This is a genomic window from Culicoidibacter larvae (genome assembly GCF_005771635.1).
Lineage (GTDB): Bacteria > Bacillota_I > Bacilli_A > Culicoidibacterales > Culicoidibacteraceae > Culicoidibacter > Culicoidibacter larvae.
In genome coordinates, this window is sequence record NZ_VBWP01000001.1 from 273446 (window position 1) to 286478 (window position 13033).

Below are 13033 nucleotides of genomic sequence, written 5' to 3' on the forward strand. Positions count from 1 at the left end.
AAATTTGAGTAAGAAGGAGGCGGCAACGAATGCCAACATTTACGACCTTGGTTAAAGAAGAATTGATTAATGTTGAAGAAGAGCAGCAACTCCATAGCGAGCTGGCAGCTTTAATTCGTTTGTGCGGCCGAATTATTTTTACCAATATGGGTATGGGTGTAGCTATCCAGACTGAAAGTGCAGCGACTTCGCGGCGAATTTATGTTTTGCTCAAGAAGTTATATGCGGTGCATACTGAAATTATGGTGCGTCGCAAGACCAAGCTGAAGAAGAATAATGTGTACATTATTCGGGTGGAGAAGGCGAAGGAGATTTTGACTGATATCCATATGCTTGGTGAGGATGGGTTTGAGTTGCGAATCGATGAGCGTTTAATTGCTTCAACGAATGATAAGATTGGTTATTTGCGTGGTGCTTTTTTAGCTTCAGGGTCAGTAAATGATCCGCGAGTCTCGCGGTATCATTTAGAGATTTTCTCCCAAAGTCGTGAACATGCCGAAGATTTGATGGATGTGATGAATAGCTTTGAATTAAACACTAAGGTGACGGATCGCAAGCGCGGTTCAATTACGTACATTAAAGAAGCGGAGAAGATTACCGATTTCATTGGTTTGATTGGTGCGACGAATGCGTTGTTTGCTTTTGAGGATATGCGGATTACCCGGGATATGCGGAATGCTATTAACCGGATTTCTAATTGCGAGATTGCTAATGAGCAGAAATCGATTCGGGCAACGGAGCAGCAGATTGCTAATATTGAGCTGATTCGCGATGAGCTTGGTTTTGAAGTTCTGGGTTCCAAAGCGCAGCAGGTGGCACATTTTCGTTTGGCAAATCCGGATGCGACATTGGCGGAACTTGCCGAGATTATGAATGAGGCAAGGATTTCCATCAGTAAGTCCGGCATTAATCATAATATGCGTGCGATTGCGACATTAGCGGATAATATTCGTTCGAGTACAAAATAAAAAAACCGAAAGCTTTATGAGCTTTCGGTTTTTCTTTTTTTAGTTTGCTCTTCGATGATGTCGAGGAGTTCAGCTGTGCTTTCGATTGGGTTTTGTGTATAAAGATGTTTCAATGATTTTTTGCGTTCAAGTTTGAAGGTTATGACTATAACCATACTTAATATGACGAGCAGAATCCATGAAACATAGATGCTTGGGTTAACCATGTGCCAACCACTGGCCTGAGTGTTATATTGCCAGGCATTGAAGAAGGTGCCGAAGTTTTCAGCAATCCAGATGAAGATGGCAATAAGTCCAAACGAGGCTATAACCGGCATACGATATTCACGATTATAAACAGTGAAATATATTTTGCTGCGTAAGAAGATTATTGGCAGTGCCAAAAGAATCCAGTAGCGAATATCATAGAACCACATGTTAGTAAAGAAGTTCATGTAAATGATGGCTGCTAAAGTAATGGCAATCCAAGTTTTCGGCCAGTTTTCAACTCGCAGCTTAAGCAGTTTCCATGATTGCATCATGTAGCTGGCAACAGCGGCATACATAAAGCCGCTATAAAGCGGCACACCCATAATTCGTAAGAATGATGGGTCGGGATAAGACCAAATGCCGTGGCTGACTTTGAATATTTCCATTGCCAGTCCCAATAAGTGGAACAGGCAGATAACTTTGATTTCATTGATTGTTTCTAAACCAAATAAGTAGAAACAAATTTGAATGATTAAAGCATAGGCAAATAGCCAATCATAGCGATAGGGTATTTGCAAGATGTTGCTTACCATTAATCCGCCTAAAATTAAAGCCGGAAATAGACAGGCAAGCGCTTCTTTAAGACCAAAATCAATAAAGCTGAATGTTAAGGTTTTTAGTTTCCTTCGCATAGACACTCCTTTGGGTTAGATTATTTTATCAATTAATCCATAAGCAATAGCTTCTTTGGCATCAAACCAATTATCGCGGTCCGTGTCGCGGCTAATTGTTTTTACAGTTTGTCCAGTCAATTTAGCCAGTAATTTATTCATTTTCTCGCGCGTTTCAATTAAGCGCTTAGCAGCAATTTGAACATCGCTGGTTTGTCCGCTTGCGCCACCAAGTGGTTGGTGAATCATGACTTCTGAATTCGGCAACGCCAGGCGTTTACCTTTGGCACCTGCTGCCAAAAGGAATGAAGCCATACTGGCTGCCATACCGACACAGATAGTTGATACATCAGGTTTGATAAAATTCATTGTGTCAAAAATTGCCAGACCGGCGCTGATACTGCCACCTGGTGAATTAATATAAATCGAGATATCCTTTTGAGCGTCATCTGATGCTAAAAAGAGCAGTTGCGCAATGACCGCATTAGCTGATTCATCCGTGATTTCTCCGGTAAGCATAATAATCCGGTCTTTTAATAGCCGTGAGTAGATATCATATGAGCGTTCACCGGCTCCGGTTTGTTCAATTACATAAGGTATTAAAGGCATAAGTAGATTCCTCCTTGTTTGATTCTTATCTATTATAACAAAAGTTGCAGTGAACGGCAAAAGATGCTATTTGATTGTTTTGAAAAAAATTATGATAAACGAAATAAGTGAATTATTTCATTTATGAAAACGCTCTCTTATGATATAACAGCAAATATCCGCATTTTTAAAAGGTTATTTATTGCTACGGCTGGCTAAAAGTGGTATTATTAATACGATAGGGTTTGACCTATACAACCCAAAATTTAGGAGGAATTACCTATGGCAGTAAAAGTAGCAATTAATGGATTCGGACGTATCGGACGTCTTGCGTTTCGTTTAATGTACGGACGCCCAGAATTTGAAATCGTAGCAATTAACGATTTAACTGCGCCAAAAATGTTAGCGCACTTATTAAAATATGATTCAGCTCAAGGATCATACAAAGCAGATGCAATCACTAATGGTGATGATTCAATCACTGTAGATGGCAACACAATCAAAATCTACGCTGAGAAAAACCCAGCAGATCTTCCATGGAAAGATTTAAATGTAGATGTAGTATTAGAATGTACTGGATTCTTCACTGCGAAAGATAAAGCAGAATTACATATCCAAGCAGGAGCTAAACGCGTTGTTGTTTCAGCACCAGCTACCGGAGATTTAAAAACTGTTGTATTCAACGTTAACCATGACATTTTAGACGGAACTGAAACAGTTATTTCAGGTGCTTCATGTACTACTAACTGTTTAGCGCCAATGGCTAAAGTATTAGAAGATAACTATGGAATCAGCCACGGGTTGATGACTACAGTTCATGCTTATACAAATGACCAAAGCACATTAGATGCACCACACCCTAAAGGAGATCTTCGTCGTGCTCGTGCAGCAGCTGCGAACATCGTTCCTAACTCAACTGGAGCTGCTAAAGCAATCGGTTTAGTAATTCCTTCATTAAAAGGAAAATTAGATGGTGGAGCTCAACGTGTACCAGTAATCACTGGATCATTAACTGAGTTAACAACTGTATTGAACAAAAACGTAACTGTTGAAGAAATTAATGCAGCTATGAAAGCAGCATCTAACGAATCATTCGGATACACTGAAGATGAAATCGTATCAAGCGATGTAATCGGATGCCAATACGGATCATTATTCGATGCAACACAAACTCGTGTTATCGATGTTGACGGAAAACAATTAGTTAAAACAGTTTCTTGGTATGATAACGAAATGTCATATACTGCTCAATTAGTTCGTACAGTAAAATACTTTGCTGAACACTTAAAATAATTGAAGAAATTGAAAAGCGCGGTTCCTCAGGAGCCGTGCTTTTTTTCTTTTCCAAAAAATTTTTCCTGAAACAGAAAACTGGCAATAAAATATTTGTGCTATTATAAACTTATATAAAAGGAGTGAGCACAATGAAGTTTATTATCGAGAAGGATTATGCATCGATGAGCCGGGTAGCAGCAAATATTTTGCTTGGTGAGATGTATCGTGATCGCCGGGTAAATCTGGCAATTACTGCGGGAAGCACACCGGTAAAAATGTATGAGTATTTGGTTGAAGATGTAAAAGGAAAAGATTACCTGACTAATGTGCATTACTATAACTTTGATGAGATTCCGGTAATTGGCGAGAATGGTTATGGTGTTACCATGGGCAATTTGGATAAACTCTATTTTAGTCCGGCAGCAATTTCAGCAGAACAGATTCATGTTTTGGATGAGAATAATTATTTACAACAAGATGAGCGAATTAAGGACGATGGTGGCTTAGATCTAATTTTGTTGGGTATTGGTGCTGATGGCCATTATTGCGGCAACCTGCCTGGAACAACTAAGTTTGAAAATATGACCAGTCAAGTAAGCGTTGATGCAACACCTGGCATGCGCGACATCTTAATTGAGGAAGTTGGTGGCGATGCCAGCAAGTGTCCGGATTACTATGTAACTATGGGACCGGCAAGTGTGATGCAGAGTAAACGCATCCTATTGTTCGCAACCGGAGCTAAAAAAGCGGCAATTATTCGCCAAGCATTCTTTGGTCCGGTAACGAATGATGTGCCATCATCATTATTGCAAACCCACCCGAATATCACCATTCTTTTAGATGAGGCAGCAGCGGCAGAAATACAGGACTTACTGTAAACAAACTTGTTTACCTGAAAGATAGCAGGTATAATAAAAGTGACGATATGAAAAATAATTGAGGTGAAGTCATCCGACACACTTGATAATCAACAATCATGATTATAAGTATGCTTGGAGTAGTAGAATAAATCAAAATTGAAAACAAAATGAAGCTACAAATGTAGTTCGTTTTGTGTCAGTCTGATTTATCTGCCAACTCCACCTTTATCAAAAAGCTGAAAAGCGCTGTGGAGTTGGTCCACAGCGCTTTTTTCATATCGTCAATAAAAAGTGAAGGAGTTTAAACTAATGAATAAACAATTATTAAAATATATGGCAACACGGCCGCAAACATATGCACCAAGTACCGAAAAATTTTGGGATGATGAATACATCTCGGCGCAAATGCTGAAAGCACATTTGAATCCTGATGCTGATGGAGCAACAAGATCGCATGCCTTTGTAGAAAAGTCAGCACGATGGATTGCCGGACTAGCCGACAATTCGCGGCTGCTTGATCTTGGCTGCGGTCCAGGTATCTACGCGACCATATTCGCTGAATATGGCTTCGCAGTAACTGGCATAGATTTTTCGGCACGTTCAATTGCTTATGCTAAAAAACAAAATCCGACTATTGATTACTTCTATCAAAATTATTTGGATCTTGAGTATGTTGGCGAGTTTGATATTATTACCCTCATTTATTGTGATTTTGCTGTGTTACCGCCAGAGTCACAGCAAAACCTCTTACAAAGAATATATCGAGCATTAAAACCCGGCGGAAAGTTCATCTTTGATGTATTTTCGCCGGTGAAATATGCAGAAACAGTTGAACAAACTACCATCGAATACATGGAAAGCGGCTACTGGCGCCCGGAGCCGTATATTTGCATCAAGCGAGATTTGCAGTATACAGCGGAATCAGTTTATTTGGAACAGTATTTGGTACTGACTGAGGATAAACTAGCCTGCTACAATCTGTGGAATATGGCATTTACACAAAGTGAACTGGAACCAATGCTTGGGGCTGCCGGATTTGCGACGCTTCAATTTTATGATGATATAAGTGGTAGCCCATATACTGAACTCAGCGAGACAATTTGCGTAGTTGCTGAGAAGCTTTAGGAGAAATCTTAAAAACGGCGGAGCCACTGAGGAGCTCCGCCGTTTTTGTTCTTTATCCAATATATAAAATTCGAAATCGCAGAAAGGTGAAATATAGTAATAAATAAATGGCGATTGGAATAAATAGTAAAAGAAAGTTTTGTAATTGGATTGTTATGAATAAGCACAGCAGAGTAAAAATAAGGAGTAAAATTTTAGCAAGCATGTCGTAGGTAAAGCTATGTTCAATATTAATGTACTGATTTTCATTTTCGTTTGAAATACTTTTTGTTGTAGTGTGACTTTTGAATCCTGATACGACTTTGACTTCATGCGTTCCAGCCCCAAGTTGGATGGTGCTTGATTCGCCGGGAAGCAGAGTGTCTACGTATTCTTGGTCAATATATATTTCGCATGGATTGATAAAGTCATTAGTTTTGTTGCTAAGCAAACGATATAGTAAAGTGTTATCGGAACGAATCAGTTTAATTGATGGCATTTGGTACCTCGCATTTTTTAGTATATAAGCAATTATAAAGAGGAATTAAGAAGAAGTCTAGAAATTTTGAACAAATAGCACGACAAAAGTGAAAAATAGGTCTATAATTATAGTTGTAGAGGCAGACTGCTTGAGTTGCTTCGCATGGATTATAACAACCTATTATTTATACAGCCTGCTATGCTACAGCAAGTATTTTAGGAGGTAATTGATTATGGCTTTACAAGGTTCTAAAACAGAAAAAAATTTATTGGCGGCATTTGCCGGAGAAGCACAGGCGCATACTAAATATGAGTTCTTTGCGTCACAGGCAAAAAAAGACGGTTATGAACAAATCGCCGCAATTTTTGATGAGACTTCTCATAATGAGAAAGAACATGCTAAAATGTGGTTCAAGTTATTGCATGATGGCAGTATGCCTGATACTCAGGCTAACTTGCAAGATTGTATTGATGGTGAACATTATGAACATACAGATATGTATGTTGAGTTTGCCCGAGTTGCTCGTGAGGAAGGGTTTAATGATATTGCCCGGCTCTTTGATGGTGTTGCTGCGGTTGAAAAAACACATGAAGATCGTTACTTGAAACTTTTGAAACAAGTTGAAGATGATTTAGTGTTCAAAAGCACTGACGGTGAAACTGTTTGGGTTTGCCGTAACTGCGGTCATGTTCATGTTGGACCGACTGCTCCGGCAGTATGTCCGGTATGCAGTCATCCGCGTGCTTACTTTGAACGCCAAGCGGATAATTACGAAGGTTAGAAGAACAAAACCAGCTGCGCCAGGGCTCAGCTGGTTTTTCTCCAAAAGATGGTATAATAGAAAATGAGGTGGTTTGTAATGATAGTGATTGCGAATAATGAGCGGAATCGGATTCAGTTGATTATTGATGGCCAGGAAGCCGGAATTATTGATTATTTGATTTATGATAAGTATGCAAATGTTTCTCACACTGAAGTCTATCCGGAATTTGCTAAACGTGGCTATGCTGAGTTATTGGTTAAGAGTTTCATTAACTTTGCGGATAATAAGGGTTATACCAAAAAAGCGGTTTGTCCTTATGCTCTGGCTTATTTCAAGAAAAATAAAATTGATTTTGAGGCAGATTAATTAGGCTTCACTTTTTTTATTGGGTGAGGTATAATGATAGTTGTTACGCGCCCCAATGTGCCGGCACGTACAATTCTTGCGTGTGCAAGGAAAATATGCAAAGTATAGAACTTTGAAGTACATCTTTTAGATGTGCTTTTTTTGTTGGAAAGGAATGAGTTTTATGGAATGGTTGTATTTAATTATTGCCGGAATTTGCGAATTGGTTTGGGCTTTTGAACTGGAGGCGTCGCATAGCTTTACGATTCTACTGCCCAGTGTTATTGCGATTGGTTTTATTATTGTGAGTTTCTTTTTGTTTGCTAAGGCGATGCAGAAAATTGCAATTGGTACGGCCTATGCGATTTTTACCGGTATCGGTGCTGCCGGTACTGCAATTGTAGGCATTGTGCTTTTGAATGAGAGTGTCAGTATCTGGAAGATTTTGGCATTGGTTTGTTTGCTGGCAGGCATTATTGGCTTGAAATTAAGCGATAATCCTAAAAAAGAGGAGGCTGAACAAGTATGAGTTGGTTATTATTAATTACCGCCGGATTATTTGAAACCGGGTTTGTTATTACTTTGAAGTTATCGGATGGATTTAAAAAATTATGGTTTTCAGTACTAACAGTTGTTTGCATGGTGTGTAGTTTCTGGCTGCTATCAGTTGCTTTAGAGACTATTCCACTAGGAACCGGGTATGCAATATGGACCGGCATCGGTGCTCTCGGCAGCGTGCTGGTTGGTATTCTTTTTTTCAAGGAAAGTGCAAGACCGCTTAAACTATTATGTATTGCAATGATTGTTGCCGGAGTAGTTGGCTTAAAACTGGCAAGCTAGCAGAGTAGATTGACAATTGTTGCTGAAAGTGTTTATATAGAACTAATATGATACCACCCGTTTGACGGGCGGCTGGTATCATCCGACACACTTAGGAGGCGGCTATGGATATTAATTGGCCAATATATAAAATTGAGCGCCTTGGTCATTGCGGATACTTAATGGGAACGATTCATCTGGGCAGTCAGCAGATGTATCCGTTGCCAAAGTTTATTGTAAATACTTTAGCACAGAGTAAGCAATTGATTACCGAGATGTCAGCAACAGAAACCGGATCAGCCGGCGAGTTAATGGAAGACGAAGCAATGCTTGAACCAGGAACAGTTATTGCGGATATATTAGAACCGGATGTGTTTGAGTATCTACTTGAACGCGCTGAAGAGTATGAATTAGAACTTACTGAGTTTGAAAACTATCGTCCATGGTATATAGCCACTTTCTTTACTTCACTTGCTTACAAGCAAACCGGGAAATCAATGCTCTATGGTGTTGATTTGCAGCTGCAGCGTTTGGCAAAACAAAATAATTTACTTGGAGTAGGTCTGGAAACTGCTGATGCTCAAATTAATGAGGTTGCCGGTGCATATCCGGATAGTGATGCAAATGATATTATTCGTTCAATCATTCCTCAAGCAACAGTTTCAGATGAGATTGAAGTTATTTATCAGGCCTATATCAATGATAATCCAACGACACTTACCGAACAGATAAATGAGCTTGCTGAAAATATTACTGTCGGCCGCAACAAAGCTTGGACGCCAATTATTGCCAATTTGGTAATGAATGATGCCAAGCCATTTATAGCTGTAGGCTTTGGTCATTTACATGGTTATGATGGCTTGATAAAGCTGCTGCAGAACCAAGGTTTTACGGTTGATAAATTGCTTGGAAATGTACAATAAATAAGGCTAAAACGCACTAGTTTTCACTAATGAAAAATTTAGTGCGTATTTCTTTGCATGTAAAAAGAGTTGCGTTATAATAATTTTGCTAGTCAATAGACTACGCAACTGTATGCACGTTTAAATTCTACTTTTCCCCCCTTAAGTCTTGATTTATACCTGCTACATCTGCAAAGACCACCGAGTGATGACGGTGGTCTTTTTTTTATCTTTTTTTGCAAACTACTCTAGACAAGTTCGAAAATGTATGTTATGCTTCTTGTAAGCGGATACAGGAAATTCCGTAAAAAATTCTATTTGGAGGTATATGTTATGTTAGAGTCTATTGAAAAAGTGATGGAACATTTTTTAATGCCGGTAGCAGCATGGGTAGGACGAAATCGTTATATTGGCGCGATTAGAGATGCTTTCATTACCTTCACGCCATTCATTATTGCAGCATCGTTGTTTTTGATTGTTACATCATTTCCGATTCCTGCATACCAAGATTTTATGGCAGGTTTTATTGGAGAGAACTGGTCAACATATCTTGAGTATTCATTTGCGGCAACATTTCCGTTCATGGGAATGTTTATCTCATTTTTAGTAGCGTATAAGTTAGCACGTTCTTATGAGATTGAGGGTATTTCAGCTGGTTTGCTTTCAGTTATATGTTTTCTGACAATTACTCCTCAAGCAAGCGTTGATACTTTTGGTGGGGTATTGCCAATGGAATGGCTGGGTAGTAAAGGTTTATTGGTTGGTATGGTAATTGCCATTATATCAACCGAAGTTTTACGTTTGTTCTTAAGAAAAAATTGGGTTATCAAATTACCTGAGGGTGTGCCGCCAGCAGTATCAGCATCATTTGCGGCAATTATTCCAGCGTTAGTAATGATGATCGTGATGTTGTTAGTGCGTAATGGTTTTGCAATGACTTCATTTGGGACTTTCCATCAATTAATTTATCAAGTGCTGGCAACACCAATTCGTAGTTTTGGAACGTCATTGGTTGGTGCGATTCTGACAGTAGTGGCGATTTCGTTATTATGGTCAGTCGGAATTAATAGTGGGTCATTGGTTAATGGTATTTTACGTCCTTTCTGGCTGGAAAACCAAGAAATCAATATGGCTGCTATAAAATTAGGTCAAACACCACCTAATATTGTTACTGAACAATTTTACGATATGATTTGGATGGGCGGTGCCGGGGTTACTTTAGCACTGGTAATTGTTATACTAATAGTAGCTAAGGGTAAACAAAACCGTATGATTGGTGCTTTATCAGTAGCACCGGGAATTTTCAATATTAATGAGCCGGTATTGTTTGGGGTACCAGTTATCTTGAACCCGATTATGTTAATTCCGTTTAACGTTGTGCCAATTGTTATGGTTGTTACACAGTATGCAGCAATGGCTATTGGTTTGGTGGCTCGGCCAACCGGGGTAGTTATCCCGTGGACAACACCACCGGTAATCAGTGGCTTTATTATTACCGGGCATTGGAGTGGCGCAGTTATGCAGATTGTCAATCTGATTATTGCCGGACTCATTTACTTACCGTTTATTTTATTTATTGACAGACAACAAGTGAAGCAGGAGAACGAATTAGCTGCTGCAGAAAAATAAGATTGGAATGATTGAACATGAGAAAAAGAAACTGGGTGGCTATTGCAACATGGCGCATGGCTTTAGAAGGATTTGTGCAGCATGAAGCGGCAATTCGTGATGGTAAACGCGCAAGTGAGTTTATTCCTGATTTAGTGCAGGCGGTTGAAGATTATCCGTTTTATAAATCAGTAGGGTACGGCGGCTTACCAAATGAAAATGGTGTTGTGCAATTAGATGCTGCATTTATGGATGGCGATACTTTAGCATTTGGTGCAATTGCCGGAATTGAAGATTTTGCAAATCCGATTCGGATTGCTAAGCAATTAAGTGTTGAGCGCTATAATAGTTTTTTGGTTGGTGAGGGCGCAATGGAGTATGCGCGAAACGCAGGTTTCGCTCAGAAGCCAATGTTGACTGAACGGGCTGAAAAGCTTTGGCAGATTCGTAAACGAGATATCGTTGAGAAGGGCTTGGCGCCATATGATGGTCATGATACGGTGTGTATTATGGCGCAGGATCAGGAAGGCTCGATTGTAGCCGGAACGTCAACCAGCGGGCTTTTTATGAAAAAAGCCGGTCGTGTTGGTGATTCACCGATTTCTGGTTCGGGATTATATGCTGATAGTGAAGCGGGCGCTGCGGCGGCGACTGGACTTGGCGAAGATATTATGAAGACTTGTGTTTCTTTTCAAACCGTTCTGTTTATGCAAGCGGGAATGACGGCGCAGGATGCTGTGGATAAAGCAGTGAGTCAGGCGACGGCGCAATTAGTTCGCCATCGCGGAGTTGCCGGTGATATCTCAGTTGTGTGTGTTGATAAGGATGGCAATTTTGGTGCTGCAACAAACACAGATGAATTTTCTTATGTAGTTATGGGTGAAGATATGCGTCCGACGGTTTATTTGACTGATAAGCATGGCGAGCACCGTTTAGCTGATGAGGCATGGATGCAAGCTTATTATGATGAACGTCATAAGAAAATAGAAGATTAATTTTCGGCAAACTGAAGTGTTGCAACGGAGAAGAATGTAAGAGTACGAGAAAGAAGGCTGTATTGTGAGTCAAGAAGTACGTATTGAGCGAGATAGCTTGGGTGAAATTCCGGTACCGAAAATGGCGTATTATGGAATAGCAACCGAGCGTGCGAAACGGAACTTTAATATTTCCGGAGTGAGTGCTGATAAAAAGATGATTTATGCACTTGTGATTGTGAAGAAGGCGGCAGCATTAGCGAACCACGAAGTTGGTTCGCTTTCCTTGAAGAAATGCCGGTTTATTGAACAAGCTTGTGATGAGATTTTGGCTGGTAAGTTCGATGATGAATTTGTAACTGATAGTATTCAAGGTGGTGCCGGGACGTCTTTTAATATGAATGTTAATGAGGTTATTGCAAATCGTGCCAACGAATTGGCGGGATTTGCTTTAGGGTCTTATTCGCTGGTTCATCCAAATGATGATGTGAATATGGGACAGTCAACAAATGATGTGGTGCCAACGGCGGCGAAGTTAGCGCTGATTTGGAAAGCGGAGGTGCTTGGTTTGGCGATGAATCGGATGATTGCGGTTTTGCTTGATTTGGCGGAAGAGTTTGATGATGTTATTAAGCTTGGGCGGACCCATTTGCAAGATGCAGTGCCGATTCGTCTGGGTCAAGTGTTTGCAGCATTCGCCAGTGTGCATATGCGTGAACTGAATCATCTTGAGTTTGCTTTAAGTGATATGCATGTTTTAAATATGGGTGCTACAGCGGTTGGTACCGGTATTACTGCAAGTCGCCGCTATATTGAATTAGTTACCGGATATATTAATGAATTGAGCGGTATCTATTTTTTGCCGGCGAGTAATTTGGTTGATGCAACCAGACATACGGATTACTACACGCGGTTATCAGCATCGCTGAAGAATTGTGCGGTAAGCCTTTCAAAGATGTGCAATGATTTGCGGCTGATGGCATCAGGACCGCGCGGCGGATTGGCGGAGATTATTCTGCCGCCGGTGCAGCCGGGCTCGTCAATTATGCCGGGTAAGGTGAATCCGGTGATTCCTGAGGTAGTCAATCAGGTTTGTTTTAGTGTGATTGGCAATGATGTGACGGTGAGTAAGGCAGTTGAGGCGGGGCAGTTGGAGTTAAATGTTTTTGCACCGGTGATTGTGAAAACATTGCTTGAGTCAATCTCGCTATTGACTCAGGCAATCGATACTTTAACAGAAAAGGCCTTAACCGGACTGCAATCAAATCGCGAAAATTGTTCTTTAATTACTGAACATAGTGCCGGAGTAGCTACCGCACTTATTCCGTATATTGGCTATGATCGGGCTTCAAGTATTGCTAAGGAGTCGTTGGCGCGCCGGGTTTCAGTGCGAGAAATTTTGTTGGAAGAGCACTTGTTTGATGAAGTTCAGCTGGATGAAATATTGAATGTTTACCATATGACAGAGATACGATAAAGGATGCGA

General features: G+C 40.3%; 15 protein-coding genes. 12 read left to right on the forward strand and 3 right to left on the reverse strand.

Annotation, left to right across the window (positions count from 1 at the left end; genetic code table 11):
* Positions 1-29: 29 nt before the first annotated feature.
* The gene (gene whiA / locus FEZ08_RS01430) at positions 30-968 is read left to right on the forward strand and encodes a DNA-binding protein WhiA (RefSeq protein WP_138189914.1); all 939 of its coding nucleotides are present in this window, start codon (positions 30-32) and stop codon (positions 966-968) included.
* A 14-nt stretch (positions 969-982) separates the two neighbouring features.
* Here the strand turns inward: whiA and FEZ08_RS01435 are convergent, their stop codons facing one another.
* Together FEZ08_RS01435 and clpP are read right to left on the reverse strand one after the other, a co-directional pair.
* Complete coding sequence (locus FEZ08_RS01435) at positions 983-1849, reverse strand: DUF817 domain-containing protein (protein ID WP_138189915.1); 867 nt, start codon at positions 1847-1849, stop codon at positions 983-985.
* Between the two features lie 15 nt (positions 1850-1864).
* Positions 1865-2437 carry an ATP-dependent Clp endopeptidase proteolytic subunit ClpP gene (gene clpP, locus FEZ08_RS01440; protein WP_138189916.1) on the reverse strand — a complete coding sequence of 191 codons (573 nt, stop codon included), beginning with the start codon at positions 2435-2437 and terminating at the stop codon, positions 1865-1867.
* Between the two features lie 261 nt (positions 2438-2698).
* On the opposite strand from clpP, the gene gap reads away from it, so the two are divergent.
* The 3 genes from gap (at position 2699) to FEZ08_RS01455 (ending at position 5676) form a co-directional block, all read left to right on the forward strand.
* The gene (gene gap, locus FEZ08_RS01445) at positions 2699-3709 is read left to right on the forward strand and encodes a type I glyceraldehyde-3-phosphate dehydrogenase (RefSeq protein ID WP_138189917.1); all 1011 of its coding nucleotides are present in this window, start codon (positions 2699-2701) and stop codon (positions 3707-3709) included.
* 131 nt (positions 3710-3840) lie between these two features.
* Positions 3841-4569 (forward strand): glucosamine-6-phosphate deaminase, encoded by a 729-nt coding sequence (locus FEZ08_RS01450; RefSeq protein WP_138189918.1) that lies wholly within the window; start codon positions 3841-3843, stop codon positions 4567-4569.
* Between the two features lie 291 nt (positions 4570-4860).
* Entirely contained in the window at positions 4861-5676 is an 816-nt protein-coding gene (locus FEZ08_RS01455; RefSeq protein WP_138189919.1) for a class I SAM-dependent methyltransferase, read from the forward strand.
* Between the two features lie 52 nt (positions 5677-5728).
* Here FEZ08_RS01455 and FEZ08_RS01460 read toward each other — a convergent pair whose 3' ends face one another.
* Positions 5729-6154, reverse strand: coding sequence for a hypothetical protein (locus FEZ08_RS01460; RefSeq protein ID WP_138189920.1), 426 nt, complete (start codon positions 6152-6154; stop codon positions 5729-5731).
* 214 nt (positions 6155-6368) lie between these two features.
* Here FEZ08_RS01460 and rbr point away from each other — a divergent pair, with 214 nt between their 5' ends.
* From rbr to FEZ08_RS01500, 8 genes are all read left to right on the forward strand, one after another.
* On the forward strand, positions 6369-6917 hold the full coding sequence (rbr, locus tag FEZ08_RS01465; RefSeq protein WP_138189921.1) for a rubrerythrin: 549 nt from the start codon (positions 6369-6371) through the stop codon (positions 6915-6917).
* Positions 6918-6995: 78 nt separating this feature from the next.
* Positions 6996-7265: a GNAT family N-acetyltransferase gene (locus tag FEZ08_RS01470; RefSeq protein WP_171014869.1), complete on the forward strand. Its 270-nt coding sequence runs from the start codon at positions 6996-6998 to the stop codon at positions 7263-7265.
* 163 nt (positions 7266-7428) lie between these two features.
* Positions 7429-7773: a DMT family transporter gene (locus FEZ08_RS01475; RefSeq protein ID WP_138190131.1), complete on the forward strand. Its 345-nt coding sequence runs from the start codon at positions 7429-7431 to the stop codon at positions 7771-7773.
* Positions 7770-8084: a DMT family transporter gene (locus FEZ08_RS01480; protein WP_138189923.1), complete on the forward strand. Its 315-nt coding sequence runs from the start codon at positions 7770-7772 to the stop codon at positions 8082-8084. Before FEZ08_RS01475 ends, FEZ08_RS01480 begins: the two co-directional genes overlap by 4 nt.
* Positions 8085-8188: 104 nt before the next feature.
* Positions 8189-8986, forward strand: a complete 798-nt coding sequence (locus FEZ08_RS01485) for a TraB/GumN family protein (protein ID WP_138189924.1) — start codon at positions 8189-8191, stop codon at positions 8984-8986.
* A gap of 312 nt (positions 8987-9298) precedes the next feature.
* The gene (locus tag FEZ08_RS01490; RefSeq protein ID WP_138189925.1) at positions 9299-10594 is read left to right on the forward strand and encodes a PTS sugar transporter subunit IIC; all 1296 of its coding nucleotides are present in this window, start codon (positions 9299-9301) and stop codon (positions 10592-10594) included.
* A 17-nt stretch (positions 10595-10611) separates the two neighbouring features.
* Complete coding sequence (locus tag FEZ08_RS01495; RefSeq protein ID WP_138189926.1) at positions 10612-11568, forward strand: isoaspartyl peptidase/L-asparaginase; 957 nt, start codon at positions 10612-10614, stop codon at positions 11566-11568.
* 64 nt (positions 11569-11632) lie between these two features.
* Complete coding sequence (locus FEZ08_RS01500; RefSeq protein ID WP_138189927.1) at positions 11633-13024, forward strand: aspartate ammonia-lyase; 1392 nt, start codon at positions 11633-11635, stop codon at positions 13022-13024.
* The last annotated feature ends 9 nt before the right edge of the window (positions 13025-13033 follow it).

What these genes read in the sequence shown, in the direction of transcription:
- whiA (WP_138189914.1), top strand. Translation starts at nt 30, where the DNA reads ATGCCAACATTTACGACCTTGGTTAAAGAAGAATTGATTAATGTTGAA.
- FEZ08_RS01435 (WP_138189915.1), bottom strand. Translation starts at nt 1,849, where the DNA reads ATGCGAAGGAAACTAAAAACCTTAACATTCAGCTTTATTGATTTTGGT.
- clpP (WP_138189916.1), bottom strand. Translation starts at nt 2,437, where the DNA reads ATGCCTTTAATACCTTATGTAATTGAACAAACCGGAGCCGGTGAACGC.
- gap (WP_138189917.1), top strand. Translation starts at nt 2,699, where the DNA reads ATGGCAGTAAAAGTAGCAATTAATGGATTCGGACGTATCGGACGTCTT.
- FEZ08_RS01450 (WP_138189918.1), top strand. Translation starts at nt 3,841, where the DNA reads ATGAAGTTTATTATCGAGAAGGATTATGCATCGATGAGCCGGGTAGCA.
- FEZ08_RS01455 (WP_138189919.1), top strand. Translation starts at nt 4,861, where the DNA reads ATGAATAAACAATTATTAAAATATATGGCAACACGGCCGCAAACATAT.
- FEZ08_RS01460 (WP_138189920.1), bottom strand. Translation starts at nt 6,154, where the DNA reads ATGCCATCAATTAAACTGATTCGTTCCGATAACACTTTACTATATCGT.
- rbr (WP_138189921.1), top strand. Translation starts at nt 6,369, where the DNA reads ATGGCTTTACAAGGTTCTAAAACAGAAAAAAATTTATTGGCGGCATTT.
- FEZ08_RS01470 (WP_171014869.1), top strand. Translation starts at nt 6,996, where the DNA reads ATGATAGTGATTGCGAATAATGAGCGGAATCGGATTCAGTTGATTATT.
- FEZ08_RS01475 (WP_138190131.1), top strand. Translation starts at nt 7,429, where the DNA reads ATGGAATGGTTGTATTTAATTATTGCCGGAATTTGCGAATTGGTTTGG.
- FEZ08_RS01480 (WP_138189923.1), top strand. Translation starts at nt 7,770, where the DNA reads ATGAGTTGGTTATTATTAATTACCGCCGGATTATTTGAAACCGGGTTT.
- FEZ08_RS01485 (WP_138189924.1), top strand. Translation starts at nt 8,189, where the DNA reads ATGGATATTAATTGGCCAATATATAAAATTGAGCGCCTTGGTCATTGC.
- FEZ08_RS01490 (WP_138189925.1), top strand. Translation starts at nt 9,299, where the DNA reads ATGTTAGAGTCTATTGAAAAAGTGATGGAACATTTTTTAATGCCGGTA.
- FEZ08_RS01495 (WP_138189926.1), top strand. Translation starts at nt 10,612, where the DNA reads ATGAGAAAAAGAAACTGGGTGGCTATTGCAACATGGCGCATGGCTTTA.